The sequence below is a fragment of the Brevundimonas staleyi genome, assembly GCF_041893865.1.
Lineage (GTDB): Bacteria > Pseudomonadota > Alphaproteobacteria > Caulobacterales > Caulobacteraceae > Brevundimonas > Brevundimonas staleyi.
Window position 1 is genome coordinate 41,562 of the sequence record NZ_CP169083.1, and the last position, 14,478, is coordinate 56,039.

Here is a 14,478-nt window from a genome sequence, read left to right on the forward strand (position 1 = left end):
TCCGGAGCTCCGTCATGACCGACCCTGCCGCCGACTGTCCGGTGATCGTCGCCTGGGGCGCCGGTGTCGATTCCACCGCCATGATCATCGAGCTGGTCGCGCGCGGCGAGCGCATCGACATGGTGCTGTTCGCCGACACTGGCGCCGAGAAGCCGGAGACCCTGGCCTTCATCCCGATCTTCCGGGCTTGGCTGGCGGCCCATGGCGTGCCCTCGGAGATCGTCCGCTACGCACCGCGCCGGTTCAAGAACTGGCCCGCCTATCGGACCCTGACCGAGAACCTGCTCACCAACGGCACCCTGCCCGGGATCGCCTTCGGCCGCGGCACCTGTTCCCAGAAATGGAAGGCCGCCCCCCAGCACGCCTGGGCCCGGAACTGGCCGCCGGCGATCACGGCCTGGGCGGCGGGGCTGAAGGTCGTTAAGCTGATCGGCTATGACGCCGGTCGCGCCGACGACCGGCGGGCCCGGGCCGCCGATGCGCTGGACGATCCGTTCTACGCACACCGCTACCCGCTGCGGGAATGGGGCTGGGGCCGGGAGGACTGCGTCCGCCGCATCGTCGCCGAAGGCTTGCCGGTTCCGCCCAAGAGCGCCTGCTTCTTCTGCACGGCCGCCCGCCCCGACGAGATCCGCGCTTTGCCGCGCGTCCTGCTGCGCCAGATCGTCCTGATCGAGGCCCGCGCCGCCCCGCGCCTGCGCCAGGTCGACGGCCTGTGGCGCAAGCCCGTGCTCGGCCGGCGCGGCGCGGAGGCCCGGCCGGGGTCGATGACCGCCTTCATCCGCGCCGAGGGTTTGCTGGACGCAGACGAAATCGAGGCGATCATCGTCCGGGCGCCGCGCAGCCTCGTGCGCTGGCAGGCGGCCGTAGCCGAAGGGGTCGAGGCCGGGGCGGACCGGCCGGAAATGGCGCGTTGGGTCACGGTGTTCGACGCCTTCGCCGGCGAGCGGGATGGCCTCGACGGCGCCACAGGCCTCTACGCCGGCCTCGGCCCGATCCGGGGGAGGGCGGCGTGACCGGCCCGGACCTGGCGGCCTACGACCGCATCCTGATCGCCTTCAGCGGCGGCAAGGATTCGCTCGCCTGCCTGCTCCATCTGCTGGCGCTCGGCGTCGATCCGGCGCGGATCGAGCTGCACCATCACGACGTCGACGGCGACGCCCCGTTCATGGACTGGCCGTGCACCCTCGGCTACTGCCGCGCCGTCGCCGCCCAGTTCGGGCTTCCCCTGTACCGATCCTGGCGGGAGGGCGGCTTCCTCGGCGAGATGGACCGCGACGGAACCCCGACCGGCGCCGTGCTGTTCGAACGGCCGGACGGTCGGCTGGGCCGCAGCGGCGGCGAAGGACCCCCCGGCGTGCGCGGCCGGTTTCCCCAGGTCAGCGCCGACCTGCGCGTCCGCTGGTGCTCGGGCGTGCTGAAGATCGACGTCATGGCCGCCCTGATCCGCGGCCAAGACCGGTTTCTTGACGGGCGCACCCTGGTAGTCACCGGCGAACGCGCCGAGGAGAGCCCCGGCCGCGCCCGCTACGCGGTGTTCGAAGCGCACCGGACGGCCACGGCCGGAGGCCGTCGTCCGCCGCGTCGCGTCGATCACTGGCGGCCGATCCACGCCTGGGACGAGGGGCGGGTGTGGGCGGTCATCGCCCGGTCCGGCCTGGTCCCGCACCCGGCCTATCGTCTCGGCTGGGGCCGTCTCAGCTGCCGCTGCTGCATCTTCGGCTCCCCGCACCAGTGGGCCACGGTGCGGGCGCTGTTTCCCGCCGTATTCGCCCGCATCGCCGCCCGCGAGGCCGCCTCCGGCTTCACCCTGCATCGCGCCGCCAGCGTCATCGACCTGGCCGACCGGGGCCGGCCCTACGCCGCGGCCCTCGCCCAACCGGAGCTCGCCGCCCAGGCCGAGGCCGCCGACTGGACGGGCCCCATCGTGCGCCGGCCCTGGACCCTGCCGGCGGGGGCGTTCGGCGAGGCGGCCGGGCCGGTCTGAACCTCGACGCGGAAAGGCGGAGGGAGGGCGGGGCGGGGCGCAACCGCCATCAGGAGGCTCCGATGCCCGACTTTTACACCAAGCTCTGTTTCGACCTCGCCTGCGCTCCCGAGGAGGCCGACCGTCTCGTCGCCGCCTTCGGCGTGACCGGGGCGACGACCGAACTTCCGCCGGCCCTGGCCGGATGGTTCGCCTCGCCCGACCCGACCGATCCCCTGTCCGGGATCGCCGTCTTCTATGACGGCGCCGACGCCTTCGACGTGGGCGCCTGGATCCTGCCGATCGAGGGCGGGGTGCGCATCTGGGCCCAGGGCGATCCCCAGCTCGTCGCCATCGCCGAGTTCATCCGCACACTGGCCCCCTCCGTCCTGCCGGTCGGCTTCACCTGGTGCAACGACTGTTCGCGGGCCAGGCCGGGCGCGTTCGGCGGCGGCTTCGCCCTCATCTCGGCCGAGGGCTGCGACTTCAACGATGTCTCCGGCCTGCTGGAAGACGCGATGGAGGCGGCCCGTGGGTAACCGTGTCAGCGCCAGGATCACCATCGGGGGCCGCGTCCCCGCCGACCAGGTCGACAACCTGTGCGAGGCCATCGAGGACGAGGCCCTGGGCCCCTCCTGGGACGAGGGGTTCGACAGCCGCGAGGCCCTGCTGGCCCATCTGCGCGCCGGCAAGGACGGCGCCGACCTCTACGCCAACGAGGTCAACGGCGGCGAGTTCGACATCCTGCAGGCCTTCTGCGCGGCCCAGGGCCTCGTCTACCAGCTCACCTACGACGGCTACCCCGGGGAATGGGGACCGGCCACGCGCCTGCGTCACGCCGACGGAACCGAGGAGAGCTGCGCCCTGGACAGCGATGGCGACGCGGTGATCGGCCGCTTCGAGCTCACGGTGCAGGGCTTCGCCAGCGTCGACGAGATCCACGCCTATCTCGAGCGGTTCGAACGGTTCCGGCCGGGCAGGCTGATCCTCGGCGATGAGCACGGCGCCGGGGATGGGGGCGGAGCGCCATGAGCTGGATCATCGCCCGCGGCGACGGCTACGCCTTCGAGGTTCGTCCCGATCCGACCGGGCCGTTCGCCCGTCGGGTCGAGGCCCTGGAGGACCTCCTGGGCCATCTGCTGGCGGACCGGCGCGAGCTCAACGCCGCCATCGCCCGGGCCCGGCGGATGCGCCGGGCCGCCGGGCGCAGCCGCTGACCGCGCAACCGCGCCGACTTTTTCCTGATCTTTTGACGGAGGACGCCATGACGGCGACCCATGAGGATGCGCTCGACCGGCTGATCGCCGACGGGCTGACCTTCGGCCAGGCCCTGAACCGGTTCGCCGCGCTCCAGCGCCGGGACGAACCCGCGCTGGATCGCTATGTCGATCGGGCGCGCGAGACCTGGCATCGCGACGGCGCCGTCGAGATCGACGACCCGGGCGTCATCGTCTCGGACAGCGAGGACCCGGGCGCCTATGTCCTGGCCTGGGTCTGGGTCGATGACTAGCCTGGCCCTCGCCCGCGAACCGGCGCCGCCGGCGCGGGACGACCGAGATCCCGGACCCGAGGCGGATTTCCGCTTCTTTGTCGGGGTCCATTATCCCGCCTTGGCCTGGCCGCTGACCCTTCGGGGCTTTCGCGTCTGCCTGTCGGCCAAAACCCTGGTCGGCCGCGCCGGCGACGCGCCCTTCCTCGGCTGTTCCGACCCGTGGCTGCTCGACAGCGGCGCCTTCACCCAGGTGACCCGGCGCGGCGGCTTCGACCAGAGCCCGTCCGACTACGCCGCCCTCGTGCGCCGCTACGCCCGCACGGGCCTTCTGGCCGCGGCGACACAGGACTTCATGTGCGAGCCCGGGGCCCTGAAGGCCACGGGTCTGACCGTCCGGGCCCACCAGGCCCTGACCCTCGACCGCTATGACGCCATCCTCGACGCCGACACCGGCGGCGTGCCGCTGATGGCGGTGCTGCAGGGCTGGTCTCCGGACGACTATCGGCGGCATCTGGAGGCCTATGGCGCGCGTCTTGCGCCGGGGGCCTGGGTCGGGGTCGGCTCGGTCTGCAAGCGCCAGGGCGATCCGCGCATCGTGGCGGCGATCCTCGAGGCCGTGCGCTCGGAGCGTCCGGACCTGCGGCTGCATGGGTTCGGCGTCAAGACCACCTCCCTGCGCGATCCGGCGGTGCGGTCCCAGCTGGCCACGGCCGACAGCCTGGCTTGGTCGATGGCGGCGCGGCGGGAGGGCCGCGACCAGAACGCCTGGATCGAGGCGGCGCGGTTCGCCCTGGGCGTCGGCGGCTGTCCCGAGGCGGTCGACCGTCTGGCCCGGCAGGCCGGCTGGGTCCGCGCGCTCGACCCGCCCGTCTACGGGTACCGCGCGACGGCGCGATCCGACATCCTCATCCCCAGCGCCGCCTAGGAGCCGCCGCCATGTCCCGTCATCGTTTGTCTTCGCGGTCCGATCTCCCGCGTCCCGTGGTGGTGAGCTGCGGCTGGGACGCTCCCCTGCAGACCTTCTTCCTGCAGGTGGAGGCGGCCGAGCCCGGGCCCGACGAGGACCCCATCCTGCTGTGGATGGGCGCGGACTGGCGCGAGCAGCCCGACCCGGGTCAGATCCTGGAGGCGGCGGCGCGCTGGGCCGAGTTTCCGCCCGGCCTGGCCGCGATCCTGGCCCGCGAGGGCGACGCCGACCGGCGGGACGAGCGACCGCCTCTGCTCGCGGCGCTGTCGGCGATGCGCCGGGGGTCCTGACGCGCGGGTCGGTTCGCCGGCGGGCGAGGGGAGGGTGATCATCCTGCACGGCCGCGGCGCCTTGGGCGGGGCCGACGCAGACGACGGGGCTCCGCGGGGTCATGGGGTCGGGCGGACGCAGGGCCGGGGAGCGCTCCTGCGCGCCTGAAGCCTGGACCTTGCCCCAACCCGGTGCGGCCTGACCAAGGGCGACCCTGACGGGTCGTCGCCCGCGATCCGCTGCGCGGCCCCTTGGGGCCGCCCCGGGCCGGGGCCCGGGACGGTCCAGAGGCGCGGCCAGGAGCCGGCCTCTCCGGAGACGTCCTCCGGTTCCCGAACCCCGTGACCAAGGCAGACCCCCATGTCCCTTCTTCTCTTCGGCGACCTCACCCAGTTCGAGGCGCTCTGCGCGGCCGTGCAGGACGACCGCCCCCATCCCCAGCAGAACCAGCTCGAACAGCTCGGCGCGGCCGTGATGAGCGAAACCCTCGATGTCATGGCCGACACCGCGCTGGAGGACTATGTCGGCCCCATCGCCGAGGGGCTGATCGGCGCCTTCCACTCCATCATCCTGCGACTGCAGCGCGACTGGGATCGGGCGGCCGACGACGTCAAGCGGCTGACGCGCGACTTCGACGGTTCGGAGATCGCCGACGTCGAGCTGCAGGAGGCCACCCGCAAGGCCCACGCCGCCGAGGCGGCCATCCGGGCCGTCGAGATGATCCGGGACCAGGCCAATGAGACCTACACCGCCCAAACCGGCGAGGTCTGGACGCCCTGGCGCGGCAGCACCCGGCGCACCGCCTCGACCGCCGCCCAGATCGATGCGCGCGAGGCGCTTCGGGCCAAGCGGGCCCGGACCCACGCCGCCGTCGATCCCGGGGCCCAGGTGGTCGCCTTCCGGGGCTCGCCCTTCGCCAACACCCAGGTGGACGCCGGCCGGATCTACGACGCCCTGAACTGGGCCCGGTCGCAGTGGCCGGACATGAAGCTGGCCACGACCGGCTGCGCCGGCGCCGAGAAGCTCGCCATCAGCTGGGCGCGCGACCATCACGTCGATCACATCGGCGCGCGGTTCGATAAGGCGGCGCACGGCAAGGCCGCGCCCTTCCGGGCCAATGACGAGTTGCTGGCCCTGGAGCCGGTGATCGTTCTGACCTTGGCGGGCTCCCTGCACGAAGGCCGGGCGGCGGCGTCCCACCCGTTCGGGCCCGCCCTCAACGTCGGCCAGAAGGCCGAGGAGCAGGGCATCCGCCACCTGCCGGTGAGGTTGCGGGCCTGAAGCGCCCGCGAGCTTCGTCGTTCGGCCCCGTTCAGCCCAGGCTGGGCGGGGCGCTCGGCGTGTCGCCGTCGACGATCGCCTCGGCCAGGTCGACGAGGGCGCGGCGGCTGCGGCCGTGGCCGATCCGCACATAGGCCCGCGCAAGAGCGACCCCGCCCGCCGTCGCCATCATCAGCCGCGTCAGCGCCTCGAGGCCGTTGTCGTCCTCGTCCTGTTGTCCGCGGCCGGGCAGGGCGAGGCCGGCGTAGAGGCGTTCGAGGGGCACCTTCAGCACGCTGGCGATCTCGAACAGTTTGGACGCGCTGACCCGGTTGGCGCCGGTCTCGTATTTCTGGATCTGCTGGAAGCTGACGCCGATCTTCTCGGCCAGGCGGCTCTGGCTGGTTCCGCCGGCGATGCGCAGGGCGCGGATGTTGCGTCCGACGGCCAAGTCGATCGGGTGGATTTGGTCGTCAACCTTCACTTGCGTCCCCGGTTTTCGGTAATTGCACAATCTCACTGTGTAGAACGGTCGAACTAGACCAGCAACGCTGCCGGCGTGCGAGCAGACTCGAATCTTGCCGCGATGGGCGGCGAGATCCGTCGACATCGCAAGGCCGTCCCTCTCAGCCAGGAGTCCTTGGCCGAGCGGATCGGCATGCACAGAAACTACATCGGACTGGTCGAGCGCGGCGAGGCGGATGTGACCGCCAAGACCCTGTTCGCGATCGGCGAGGTCCTGGGCGTGTCGCCGGCCGTGTTCTTCACACCGCCATCCGACGGTCCGGCGGCCTTCACGCGACGTCGGCGGCGCGCCGCGGCGCCCAGCTCGGACGCGGACGACTCCTAGCGCCGGTCCGGCGTCGGCGGTCGCGCTCTCGTCGGGGCGCCCATAAGGATGAGCGTTTGTCTTGAGGCGTGGGGGTTGGGACCGCGACTTGGGGCCGCTCAGACGCCGTCTTGGGGTCTGGCCCGATCTCGCCGTCCTGGCCCGGCTTGCTGCGCGGGACGCCGCTCTCCCTCACGATCCCTGACCGGGGCCGGCCGCCGGCGAAAGCCGACCTCGCGGGCGAGGCGCGCCCGCCGGACCCTCCGGCCTTCCTCGCTGTGCTCGTGCAGGCCGGTTTCCAGCGGTCGCGGGCTTTCTGGTCGGCCTCAGGGCCCCGGTCCGAAGCGGACCGTGATCGCGGCGATGACCGCGAGCGGCCGGGGCCTTTCCCGGCCGTCGACACGGAGCGAAGACCATGATGAACAAGGCTCAACTGATCGGCCGCCTGGGCGCGGACCCCGAGACCCGCACCCTCAACGACGGCGGCAAGGTCACCAATCTGCGGGTGGCCACCTCGGAAAGCTGGAAGGACCGCGACAGCGGCCAACGGCGCGAGAAGACCGAATGGCACCGCGTCACGGTCTGGGGCGAGGGCCCGGCCAAATACCTGGCCTATGCGGAGAAGGGCTCGCTGGTCCTGATCGAGGGCAAGATCGAGACCCGGAAATATACCGACAGCGCCGGGGTCGAGAAATACGCCACCGAGATCGTCGTTCAGAGCCGGGGCGGCCAGATCAAGATCCTCGCCGACGGCGTCGATCGCGACCACGACAGCCGCGGTTCCGATGACGATCACGCGGCCGGCGGCGCCAACGGCGGATCGGGTCCCCGCGAGAGCTACGATTTGAACGACGACATCCCGTTCTGATCGGGTTGAGATCAGAGATCGGCCCGCCCGTGGACACCCGGGCGGGCCTTTTTCTTGTCCGGTTCCCCGGTCGCCGGCCGATCGCCCGTGCGGCGTCTGGCTGTTCCTGCCGCCAAGCCCTATCGTCGGGTCATGACGACGACCGACATCGAGGACGGCGCCGCGGACGATCCGGACCTGATGGCGTCGTTTCCGGCCGCCGCCGCCGCCGTCCATGACGGCTTTATCAAGCTCAAGCTCGTGCATGGCGTCGGCTACACCGTCTTCCTCGCCGACGCCCTGTTCCTGGACGGCCCCGACGGCTGGCGCTGGTTCGAACCGGCGATGTTCGACCCGCCGATCCTGTCCTTCCTCGGCGCGCGGTCCTATGCCCAGTTCGGCCTGGTGACCTCGGGCGGCGACGAGGTCCTTGTCGCGACCACGGACGACCGCTTCGTCGCGCGGTTTCCCGACGGATCGCAGCTGTTCCGGTGCCGCGTGGCGGGCCGGCCCGACCTGATGTCGCGCAGCACGGGCGAGGCCGTTCGCCGCGAGGACGGCGGGTTCGATCTTCGCCTCTTCCACCATACCTCGCCGGCCGCGCTGGAGGCCATCGGGCGGAGCGGCGAGCTCTGGGGATCGGCGCGCAATGTGCGCGGCAACCGCGGGCTCGTTAACGTGGCCTACGCCTATCTGACCAGCCTGCCGCGGATCGAGACCCCGCTCGACCTTCGCGCCATCGCCATGGCCTCGGACGGCGTGGTGTATTTCCTGCTCGACAACCGGTCGCCGCCGGACGGCCTGGTGCGGCTCGCCGTCGACCCCCAGGACGCGGCCGACCGGTCGGCGACCCTGGCCCTTCGGGTCCCCGCCGAATGCGTCGCGGGCCAGCACCTCTGGCGGCACGCGCCCGACGATCGGGGCGTCTTCTATGAGAGCAGCCACCCCGCGATCTATCGGGTGGGGCTGGAGCCCGGCGCGACCCTCAAGTTCGCGGACGGCGCGGTTCGGCCCGATGTCGCGGGCCTGAAGCGGTTCGCCTACGCCGTCGTCGGCGACGCGACCCGGCCCGACGGAATCCTCGCGCCGTTCGAGGAAGAGACCACGGGCGACATCGTCAAGGTCGAACCTTGCGAAGACGTCGACATCCTCACCTTCTGGCGGACCCGGCGCAACGAGGACCATTTCAGCGGCAAGGCCGTCGAGATCCAGGCCTTGAGGCCGGCGGCGCGGCCTTAAGGTTTCTCCAGCTCGACATCGAGGGCCTTCAGGGCGGCCAGAAGGCCCGGATGGCGGACGAGGGGGACCACGGCCGTCGCGGTCAGCGGGCGGACCGCGCGTTCGAAGACGCAGACGCATTTCGCCCCTGTGAGACGGGACGCATAGAGGAAGCCGTCGAAGTCCGTCGCATCATGGACGGCCTGGCTGAGCTTGCGGCCCTGGTTCTGGACCTTGCCCTTCACCGCCTCCGTCGAGACCCCGAGGCGCAGCGCGCCCGTGGTGCGCAGGTCGACGAGGGCCAGGGGCGCCGTGGCGGTCACGTTCACGGCGGCCCATTTGTCGACTTCGGCGACGTCAAGCACTCGCCCGACCTTGCCCTGGAAACGGTCGCGGACGACCGCCTCGGCGAGGCTGGTGACCAGGTTCTCGCCGAGATAGAGGACCTTGAAGGCCTGTGTGGGGCTGGCGAAGCGGGTCTCGCCATACCCCATGCCGAGCGGCGTCGCCGCGTGGGCGAGCGGCGTGACGCGTACGACGTCCTTGGGGGTCACGGAGACCGTGAGCGCCCGCAGGACCCTTGGATCGAGCCTCACTGACCGAAGTTGGTCTGGGCGGCGCGGAGCACCTCTTCCTGACGGCCCTGCTTCAGCCGCGTCAGGGGCTTGGCGCCGCCGAGGAGCGGATGGGGCGTCAACATCCAGCGCCAGGTGACCCGAGGCTGGTTGATGATCGCCATCACCTCGTCGAGGCCCGCCACGGGCTTGCCATCCACGAACTGCTCGAGCGGGAAGACGTTCTTGCGCACCCCGTTCAGCAGTCCGATGACCAGGCCCTTGCGCTGCCAATGGTGCAGGGTCGAGCGCGGAATCTTCAGGGTGCGCTCGATGTCCACGGGACCGGCGGTCGGGCCAGCCCAGCTCTCGAGCGAGACCGGCGTCGCATACTCATCCATCCGCCGGCGGCCCTCTTCCTCGGACAGCAGTTCGCCCAGGCCCTCGCCCTGGACGATCTCGACCGGTCCGCTGCGGTCGACGATGAACCGTTCCGGGGCCTTGGCGGCGGGGCGCACCTGGGCCAGGATCCGGTCCACGAGGTCCGGAAGCTTGGCGCTGACCCGATCGAGGCCGTTGAGCTGGTCGTCGGTGAGGGCGTCGAGCCTGGCGGCGACCCGGCCCAGCCGCGTCAGCCGCATGCGGCTGGCGGTCGGGTTCTTCTTGGCGAAGGCGCCGATCAGGTCGTCGGCGCCGCCGAAGGTCGGGGCTTTGCGGGCGTGGGACGTGGCCATGGGGTTCACCTCTTCCATGCCAATATAGCGATCCACGCGAGATTGTCCAATAATGTGCAAGACTGTGCCGTTGCGAGCAAGAAGATGGGCGTCTCCGACCTTCGGCCGGACCGGGCTCTAGGCGGCGGGCCGCCCCGAGCCCCGCTGCGCGGGTCTCGGCCCATTCGGGTGACGATCCCTGACGCGGCGGCGGAACAGGCCGTGAATCTGCCACCAGCAGTGGGGGGATCCTTCGATCGGGGGGCCAGACCTTGGGGTTGGTGATTCGTTCCACTCGGCCGATGCGGGGGCGTCGGAGGGGTCGAGGTGAAGGATTTTTCGGCCTCGTTTCGTCGGCGGCGCGCGTCCATTCTGCTGGGCGAAGGGAGTTTCTCTGATGGCCTTGCCGCCGCTCTACGATCGCATCGTCGCCCTCCCGCGACCGGAACCGGGCGTCGCCAAGGCGCCGCCGCCCGAACTGGTGGCCTTCTTCATCATCATGGGCCGGCGCGCCCGCGCCTTCAAACAGTCCACCCTCGCCGAGCGCGCGGGCGTCGGACTGACGACGGTCGAGCGCATCGAGCGTGGCGAGGCCGTGAGCGTCGAGGCGCTGCAGAAGGTCACCCTCGCCCTGGGCCTGCCGGCGGACACCTACACCGCGCCGCGCGCGCCGCGCACGGACGCCGAGCTGGCCGCCCATGTCCGCGACGACTTCCCCGATGTCGTCCTGGTGACGGTGGCGCCGCTGCGCAGCCAGGCGCAGCTTCGCGCCCTGTCCCGGTGCGACACGATCCTCACCCTGGCGCCCGACCGGTCGGAGGCGACGTTCGCGGCGCTTCAGGGGCTGGCGGAGCTGCTGGACATGCTCGGCTGGACCCTGTCGGCCTGCAACGGCATGGACGGCCGCCCCTTTCGGGGCCGTCGAGCGGTCTATCAGGCCGTGATCGACCAGGCGGCCGCCATGTTGGCCGAGGGCTATGTCGTCCTGGCTGGCGTCACCAGCCGGCCCGGGCCGGCCGGCGGGGAAGAGAGCGTGGCCCTGGTCTCGGTGACGCGCAAGACCGACGACCCGGGCGGGCTGTCGCGCACCTCGCTGATCCTCGATCGCAAGACGCTGCTCGCGACCGACCCGCGCCGGCTGCTCGACTGATGGCCCAGGATCTCGTCAACCCGGCCCTGCTGATCGGCCTCGCCGCGATCATCTCGGCGCTGGCCCGCCTGGTCTGGGCGTTCCGGCGACCGACGTCGCCGCGCCGCCGCCGACGCTGAAGGGTTTGTTCGAACAAACTGCGCTCGCCTATCCCTCCCGCTCGGCGGGCGTCTCCTCGTAGTCGACGAAGAAATGGGTCTTCAGCGCGCTGAGCCGGGGCGCCGCGATCTCCATCCGGCCGGCGCTCAGCGTCTCGGGCGTGACGTCGATGTGGCGGCCCACGAAGAGGTTGAAATAATCCAGGGTCAAGTCGTTCACCCAGCCATGCGCCCGCGCCATTTCATCGTAGATCTGGTCCATGGCGGCCTGAGTGTCGGCGATCCCGGTCAGACTGGCCATGGCCAGGGTCAGGACCGCGTCGCTGCCCGCGTAGAGGGCGTTGCCGGCGGCGAATCCGACATAGTCGGTGAGGGCGACGTCATGGGGCACCCGCGCGAAGCCGTCGCGCATGACGTCCGCATCGGCATGGAAGCTGACCTTGTGGCGCAGCGCCATGAGCAGGCTGCCGGAGCCGAAGTATCGCTTCATCTCGGCCCAGGCCTGGACGCTCTGCGGGCTCCATTCCCCCTCGTATCCGAGATAGATCAGGTGGAAGCGGTCCTTGAACAGCTTCCAGGCTTCGTAGAGCCGCCCGACCATCTGCCGGATCACGAACGAGCCGAACACGCTGGTTTCGGCGCCATCCAGCCGCGAGTCGCCGGCGCTGTTGGCGACCATCAGGTGGAGCTTGGCCAGCACATTGAGGTCGTTGGCGCACTGACCGGCCATCAGGTGGAACAGGCGCTCGTCCTCGGGCGCCGCCATGAGCTGGGCCTGGGTATAACGCACCGGAAAGATCGTGATCGTCACCTCGGCAGGTCCTCGCTGGAAACCGGGGCCCCGTCTCTGGAGCGACGTCCACGCATCATGCCGCGCCACCCCGAAAGTCAACGGCTGCGCCGTTTCCCTCCGCGCTCGCCAAGGCGCCGACCGCGTCGGTGACTGTCGGGGCCCCGTCACGGCCCGCCGCGCCGTCGCCGCTCATCGGGAGCGGCCAGGGCGAAAGGCGAAGGCGATGTGCAGGGTCCTCAACAAGCATCGGTGCAGGCCGTCGGCGGACGCGATCTATGTCGGCCGCGGCAGCAAGTGGGGCAATCCGTTCCGGATCGGGGTCGACGGCGATCGGGCGACCGTGATCGCCAAGCACGAACGCTGGCTGCGCGGCCAGCATGCGTTGCTGAGGGCGCTGGGCGAGCTCCGCGGCAAGGACCTGGCATGCTTCTGCGCGCCGGAGGCCTGTCACGCGGACCTGCTGTTGCGTCTGGCCAATGGCTCGCGTGAGGCGCTGATCGCCTGGTGGCGCGAGGCGGCCTGACGCCCGTGCGGCGGACCGGCCGGTGGAAGCGCCCTTACGGTCGCTGGGCCTTGATCTGACGATCAAGACCGCCGTCGGCCCGTCGGGGCCGCCGCGATGAGCGCCCGCAAGGCGGGCGCGGGCCCTCGAGCCACGTCGTCGCATCATGCCACGCCACCCCGAAAGTCAACGGCTACGCCGTTCCCCTCCGCGGCCGGCGAAGGGCCGACCGCTCCGGTGACTGTCGGGGACCCCGTCGTGACCTGACACGCCGTCGCCGCTGCGAGCGGCCTTTTTGGAGAACCGGTCATGAGCAAGATCATGGAAGAAATCGCCGCCTATCAGCGGGAGTTCGAAGCGCTGGTGTCGGCCTGGAACATACAGTCGGCAGACCGCCGGGAGGCGAGTTGGGCGCAGTACACCGAGATGCTGGACCAAGGAGACGCCGGGCGGCATCCGTTCGCGGTCGTGCTGGACGCCGTCTGGTGCAACGGCTGGGACATCCGGCGGCCGATCGAGATCGACGCCGACGGTTTGCTGGCGACGGCGTAGGGGGCTTCGGCCCCCTTTTTGCGCAGGGCCATGAACGCGGCTAGGGGAGGGGGCCAGGCCGAAGCAACCTCCGGGCGAAGGCAGCCATGCGATTGGCGAACGAGGCGGCCTCTGGCGTTGCGTCGCCTTCTGATCCATTGGCCGCCCGTTTCCATCGTCGTCGAAGTGAGGTGACACGCGACCCCGGACCCACGGCGAACAGAACGATCATTCCCATCGTCAGGGCTATGAAGACCAATATGGGAAGTCCCTCCCAGACATGGGCGGAGAACGATTTGCGTTCGTCCTCGACACGTCGAAGCTGCTCGATCGACCGCATCATTGAGCGAAACAGGGGTCGTTGCTCGACGCGGGCGAGGGCCAAACTGAGTTCCGCTGGAACAGGGTTTGCCGACGCGGCGTTCGTCGCGCCGATCCAGTCCCATGGATTGTGCGAGGTGCTGCCGTCAGCGGGGCGGTTCACAATTTTCAGGAGTTTCACGGCGATTGCGTCTTGCGAGCGATTCCACAAGGCCGGGTCGCGCACCAACTTCAGGACACGAGGGTCGCTGCAGGACACGCCTCGCCATTTCGCGACCTGATAGCCGCCGAACATGCCCGTCGCGCCTGCGGCCAGGGCATAGACGGCGGTTCTCGCGCGGCTCTTTGTCCGAAGCTGTTTGACGATCTGCCCCGCCGACAGGCGGGCCGCGACGCCCCCACCCATCGCCGTCGCAATGTAGCCTGAGTAGCTTCGCGCCACGGAGACTAGGAAGCCAGCGGAACTGGCGTGGTAGCGATCCTCGTTCAGAATGATCTGGTCATCGGGCCCGCCCACCAGGCGGTAAGCCATGAAACCGCCGTTGCAAAAGTAGCCCAGGAAAGGCTTGTCCGGCGTTCCCGACAGGAAAACGTGGTCGAGTGCGACGCTTTCGATGGCGTCTTCGGAGGATGTCTCAACGCGGCCAAGCGCCCAGCCCGACATGGACCCAAGGGTGAAGGCGATTAGAAGCACCACCACAAGAATCCGCCGGCCCATGCCCCCTCCTAGGTGCAGTGGTTGAACGGCGCTATCCGTAGTTGAGTTTTTGCGGTGAAAGAAGGCTGGTTTCCAAGCGGCAAACGAATCGTTGCCGTACGACGGGACTCGGCCAATTGGAGTCTCAGTCGGCGCCCTCGCCAGGCCATTTCCGATCCGCTCACGGCCAGGCTCCGTCACCCCACGGCAAAGCCTGAGACTGGTTTCTGTGACTCGTGGAATTGTGATTGATTGGGAGGGCAGGATAGG

General features: G+C 70.4%; 20 protein-coding genes. 15 read left to right on the forward strand and 5 right to left on the reverse strand.

The genetic code is table 11. The features are described from left to right. Nucleotides 1–14 precede the first annotated feature (14 nt). The 9 genes from ACETK8_RS20050 (at nucleotide 15) to ACETK8_RS20090 (ending at nucleotide 5,976) form a co-directional block, all read left to right on the forward strand. Nucleotides 15–1,016, forward strand: coding sequence for a hypothetical protein (locus tag ACETK8_RS20050; RefSeq protein WP_374039558.1), 1,002 nt, complete (start codon nucleotides 15–17; stop codon nucleotides 1,014–1,016). Further along, complete coding sequence (locus ACETK8_RS20055) at nucleotides 1,013–1,987, forward strand: phosphoadenosine phosphosulfate reductase family protein (RefSeq protein WP_374039559.1); 975 nt, start codon at nucleotides 1,013–1,015, stop codon at nucleotides 1,985–1,987. Before ACETK8_RS20050 ends, ACETK8_RS20055 begins: the two co-directional genes overlap by 4 nt. Before the next feature lie 62 nt (nucleotides 1,988–2,049). After that, on the forward strand, nucleotides 2,050–2,505 hold the full coding sequence (locus ACETK8_RS20060; RefSeq protein ID WP_374039560.1) for a hypothetical protein: 456 nt from the start codon (nucleotides 2,050–2,052) through the stop codon (nucleotides 2,503–2,505). Next, nucleotides 2,498–2,998 carry a hypothetical protein gene (locus tag ACETK8_RS20065; RefSeq protein ID WP_374039561.1) on the forward strand — a complete coding sequence of 167 codons (501 nt, stop codon included), beginning with the start codon at nucleotides 2,498–2,500 and terminating at the stop codon, nucleotides 2,996–2,998. Before ACETK8_RS20060 ends, ACETK8_RS20065 begins: the two co-directional genes overlap by 8 nt. Further along, a complete protein-coding gene (locus ACETK8_RS20070; protein WP_374039562.1) occupies nucleotides 2,995–3,183 on the forward strand; it encodes a hypothetical protein in 189 nt (62 codons plus the stop codon). Before ACETK8_RS20065 ends, ACETK8_RS20070 begins: the two co-directional genes overlap by 4 nt. A gap of 47 nt (nucleotides 3,184–3,230) precedes the next feature. Further along, nucleotides 3,231–3,476 (forward strand): hypothetical protein, encoded by a 246-nt coding sequence (locus tag ACETK8_RS20075; RefSeq protein WP_374039563.1) that lies wholly within the window; start codon nucleotides 3,231–3,233, stop codon nucleotides 3,474–3,476. Beyond that, a complete protein-coding gene (locus tag ACETK8_RS20080) occupies nucleotides 3,469–4,383 on the forward strand; it encodes a DUF7221 family queuine tRNA-ribosyltransferase-like protein (RefSeq protein ID WP_374039564.1) in 915 nt (304 codons plus the stop codon). Before ACETK8_RS20075 ends, ACETK8_RS20080 begins: the two co-directional genes overlap by 8 nt. An 11-nt stretch (nucleotides 4,384–4,394) precedes the next feature. Beyond that, a complete protein-coding gene (locus ACETK8_RS20085; protein WP_374039565.1) occupies nucleotides 4,395–4,715 on the forward strand; it encodes a hypothetical protein in 321 nt (106 codons plus the stop codon). Nucleotides 4,716–5,055: 340 nt separating this feature from the next. Then, nucleotides 5,056–5,976: a DUF2493 domain-containing protein gene (locus ACETK8_RS20090; protein ID WP_374039566.1), complete on the forward strand. Its 921-nt coding sequence runs from the start codon at nucleotides 5,056–5,058 to the stop codon at nucleotides 5,974–5,976. Nucleotides 5,977–6,007: 31 nt separating this feature from the next. Here ACETK8_RS20090 and ACETK8_RS20095 read toward each other — a convergent pair whose 3' ends face one another. Next, nucleotides 6,008–6,439 (reverse strand): helix-turn-helix domain-containing protein, encoded by a 432-nt coding sequence (locus ACETK8_RS20095; protein ID WP_374039567.1) that lies wholly within the window; start codon nucleotides 6,437–6,439, stop codon nucleotides 6,008–6,010. Between the two features lie 156 nt (nucleotides 6,440–6,595). On the opposite strand from ACETK8_RS20095, the gene ACETK8_RS20100 reads away from it, so the two are divergent. From ACETK8_RS20100 to ACETK8_RS20110, 3 genes are all read left to right on the forward strand, one after another. Continuing rightward, the gene (locus ACETK8_RS20100; RefSeq protein ID WP_374039568.1) at nucleotides 6,596–6,805 is read left to right on the forward strand and encodes a helix-turn-helix domain-containing protein; all 210 of its coding nucleotides are present in this window, start codon (nucleotides 6,596–6,598) and stop codon (nucleotides 6,803–6,805) included. A 394-nt stretch (nucleotides 6,806–7,199) separates the two neighbouring features. Next, nucleotides 7,200–7,652, forward strand: coding sequence for a single-stranded DNA-binding protein (gene ssb, locus ACETK8_RS20105; protein ID WP_374039569.1), 453 nt, complete (start codon nucleotides 7,200–7,202; stop codon nucleotides 7,650–7,652). Between the two features lie 54 nt (nucleotides 7,653–7,706). Beyond that, nucleotides 7,707–8,870: a hypothetical protein gene (locus ACETK8_RS20110; protein WP_374039570.1), complete on the forward strand. Its 1,164-nt coding sequence runs from the start codon at nucleotides 7,707–7,709 to the stop codon at nucleotides 8,868–8,870. Here the strand turns inward: ACETK8_RS20110 and ACETK8_RS20115 are convergent. After that, complete coding sequence (locus ACETK8_RS20115) at nucleotides 8,867–9,403, reverse strand: RES family NAD+ phosphorylase (RefSeq protein ID WP_374039571.1); 537 nt, start codon at nucleotides 9,401–9,403, stop codon at nucleotides 8,867–8,869. The two genes, ACETK8_RS20110 and ACETK8_RS20115, sit on opposite strands and share 4 nt — an antisense overlap. A 38-nt stretch (nucleotides 9,404–9,441) precedes the next feature. Next, entirely contained in the window at nucleotides 9,442–10,173 is a 732-nt protein-coding gene (locus tag ACETK8_RS20120; protein ID WP_374039572.1) for a hypothetical protein, read from the reverse strand. A 340-nt stretch (nucleotides 10,174–10,513) separates the two neighbouring features. Between ACETK8_RS20120 and ACETK8_RS20125 the strand changes: the two genes are divergently transcribed. Beyond that, nucleotides 10,514–11,266 (forward strand): helix-turn-helix domain-containing protein, encoded by a 753-nt coding sequence (locus ACETK8_RS20125; RefSeq protein WP_374039573.1) that lies wholly within the window; start codon nucleotides 10,514–10,516, stop codon nucleotides 11,264–11,266. Between the two features lie 147 nt (nucleotides 11,267–11,413). On the opposite strand, the gene ACETK8_RS20130 is transcribed toward ACETK8_RS20125, so the two are convergent. Then, nucleotides 11,414–12,175: a hypothetical protein gene (locus tag ACETK8_RS20130; protein ID WP_374039574.1), complete on the reverse strand. Its 762-nt coding sequence runs from the start codon at nucleotides 12,173–12,175 to the stop codon at nucleotides 11,414–11,416. Nucleotides 12,176–12,380: 205 nt separating this feature from the next. Here ACETK8_RS20130 and ACETK8_RS20135 point away from each other — a divergent pair, with 205 nt between their 5' ends. Further along, nucleotides 12,381–12,680 carry a DUF4326 domain-containing protein gene (locus ACETK8_RS20135; protein WP_374039575.1) on the forward strand — a complete coding sequence of 100 codons (300 nt, stop codon included), beginning with the start codon at nucleotides 12,381–12,383 and terminating at the stop codon, nucleotides 12,678–12,680. A gap of 288 nt (nucleotides 12,681–12,968) precedes the next feature. After that, nucleotides 12,969–13,211 carry a hypothetical protein gene (locus tag ACETK8_RS20140; RefSeq protein WP_374039576.1) on the forward strand — a complete coding sequence of 81 codons (243 nt, stop codon included), beginning with the start codon at nucleotides 12,969–12,971 and terminating at the stop codon, nucleotides 13,209–13,211. A gap of 40 nt (nucleotides 13,212–13,251) precedes the next feature. Here ACETK8_RS20140 and ACETK8_RS20145 read toward each other — a convergent pair whose 3' ends face one another. Continuing rightward, nucleotides 13,252–14,229, reverse strand: a complete 978-nt coding sequence (locus ACETK8_RS20145; RefSeq protein WP_374039577.1) for a hypothetical protein — start codon at nucleotides 14,227–14,229, stop codon at nucleotides 13,252–13,254. Nucleotides 14,230–14,478 lie beyond the last annotated feature (249 nt).

Excerpts from the sequence above, each read along its gene's own strand:
- ACETK8_RS20050 (WP_374039558.1), top strand. The coding sequence starts at position 15 with ATGACCGACCCTGCCGCCGACTGTCCGGTGATCGTCGCCTGGGGCGCC.
- ACETK8_RS20060 (WP_374039560.1), top strand. The coding sequence starts at position 2,050 with ATGCCCGACTTTTACACCAAGCTCTGTTTCGACCTCGCCTGCGCTCCC.
- ACETK8_RS20070 (WP_374039562.1), top strand. The coding sequence starts at position 2,995 with ATGAGCTGGATCATCGCCCGCGGCGACGGCTACGCCTTCGAGGTTCGT.
- ACETK8_RS20075 (WP_374039563.1), top strand. The coding sequence starts at position 3,231 with ATGACGGCGACCCATGAGGATGCGCTCGACCGGCTGATCGCCGACGGG.
- ACETK8_RS20080 (WP_374039564.1), top strand. The coding sequence starts at position 3,469 with ATGACTAGCCTGGCCCTCGCCCGCGAACCGGCGCCGCCGGCGCGGGAC.
- ACETK8_RS20085 (WP_374039565.1), top strand. The coding sequence starts at position 4,395 with ATGTCCCGTCATCGTTTGTCTTCGCGGTCCGATCTCCCGCGTCCCGTG.
- ACETK8_RS20090 (WP_374039566.1), top strand. The coding sequence starts at position 5,056 with ATGTCCCTTCTTCTCTTCGGCGACCTCACCCAGTTCGAGGCGCTCTGC.
- ssb (WP_374039569.1), top strand. The coding sequence starts at position 7,200 with ATGATGAACAAGGCTCAACTGATCGGCCGCCTGGGCGCGGACCCCGAG.
- ACETK8_RS20125 (WP_374039573.1), top strand. The coding sequence starts at position 10,514 with ATGGCCTTGCCGCCGCTCTACGATCGCATCGTCGCCCTCCCGCGACCG.
- ACETK8_RS20135 (WP_374039575.1), top strand. The coding sequence starts at position 12,381 with ATGTGCAGGGTCCTCAACAAGCATCGGTGCAGGCCGTCGGCGGACGCG.
- ACETK8_RS20140 (WP_374039576.1), top strand. The coding sequence starts at position 12,969 with ATGAGCAAGATCATGGAAGAAATCGCCGCCTATCAGCGGGAGTTCGAA.
- ACETK8_RS20145 (WP_374039577.1), bottom strand. The coding sequence starts at position 14,229 with ATGGGCCGGCGGATTCTTGTGGTGGTGCTTCTAATCGCCTTCACCCTT.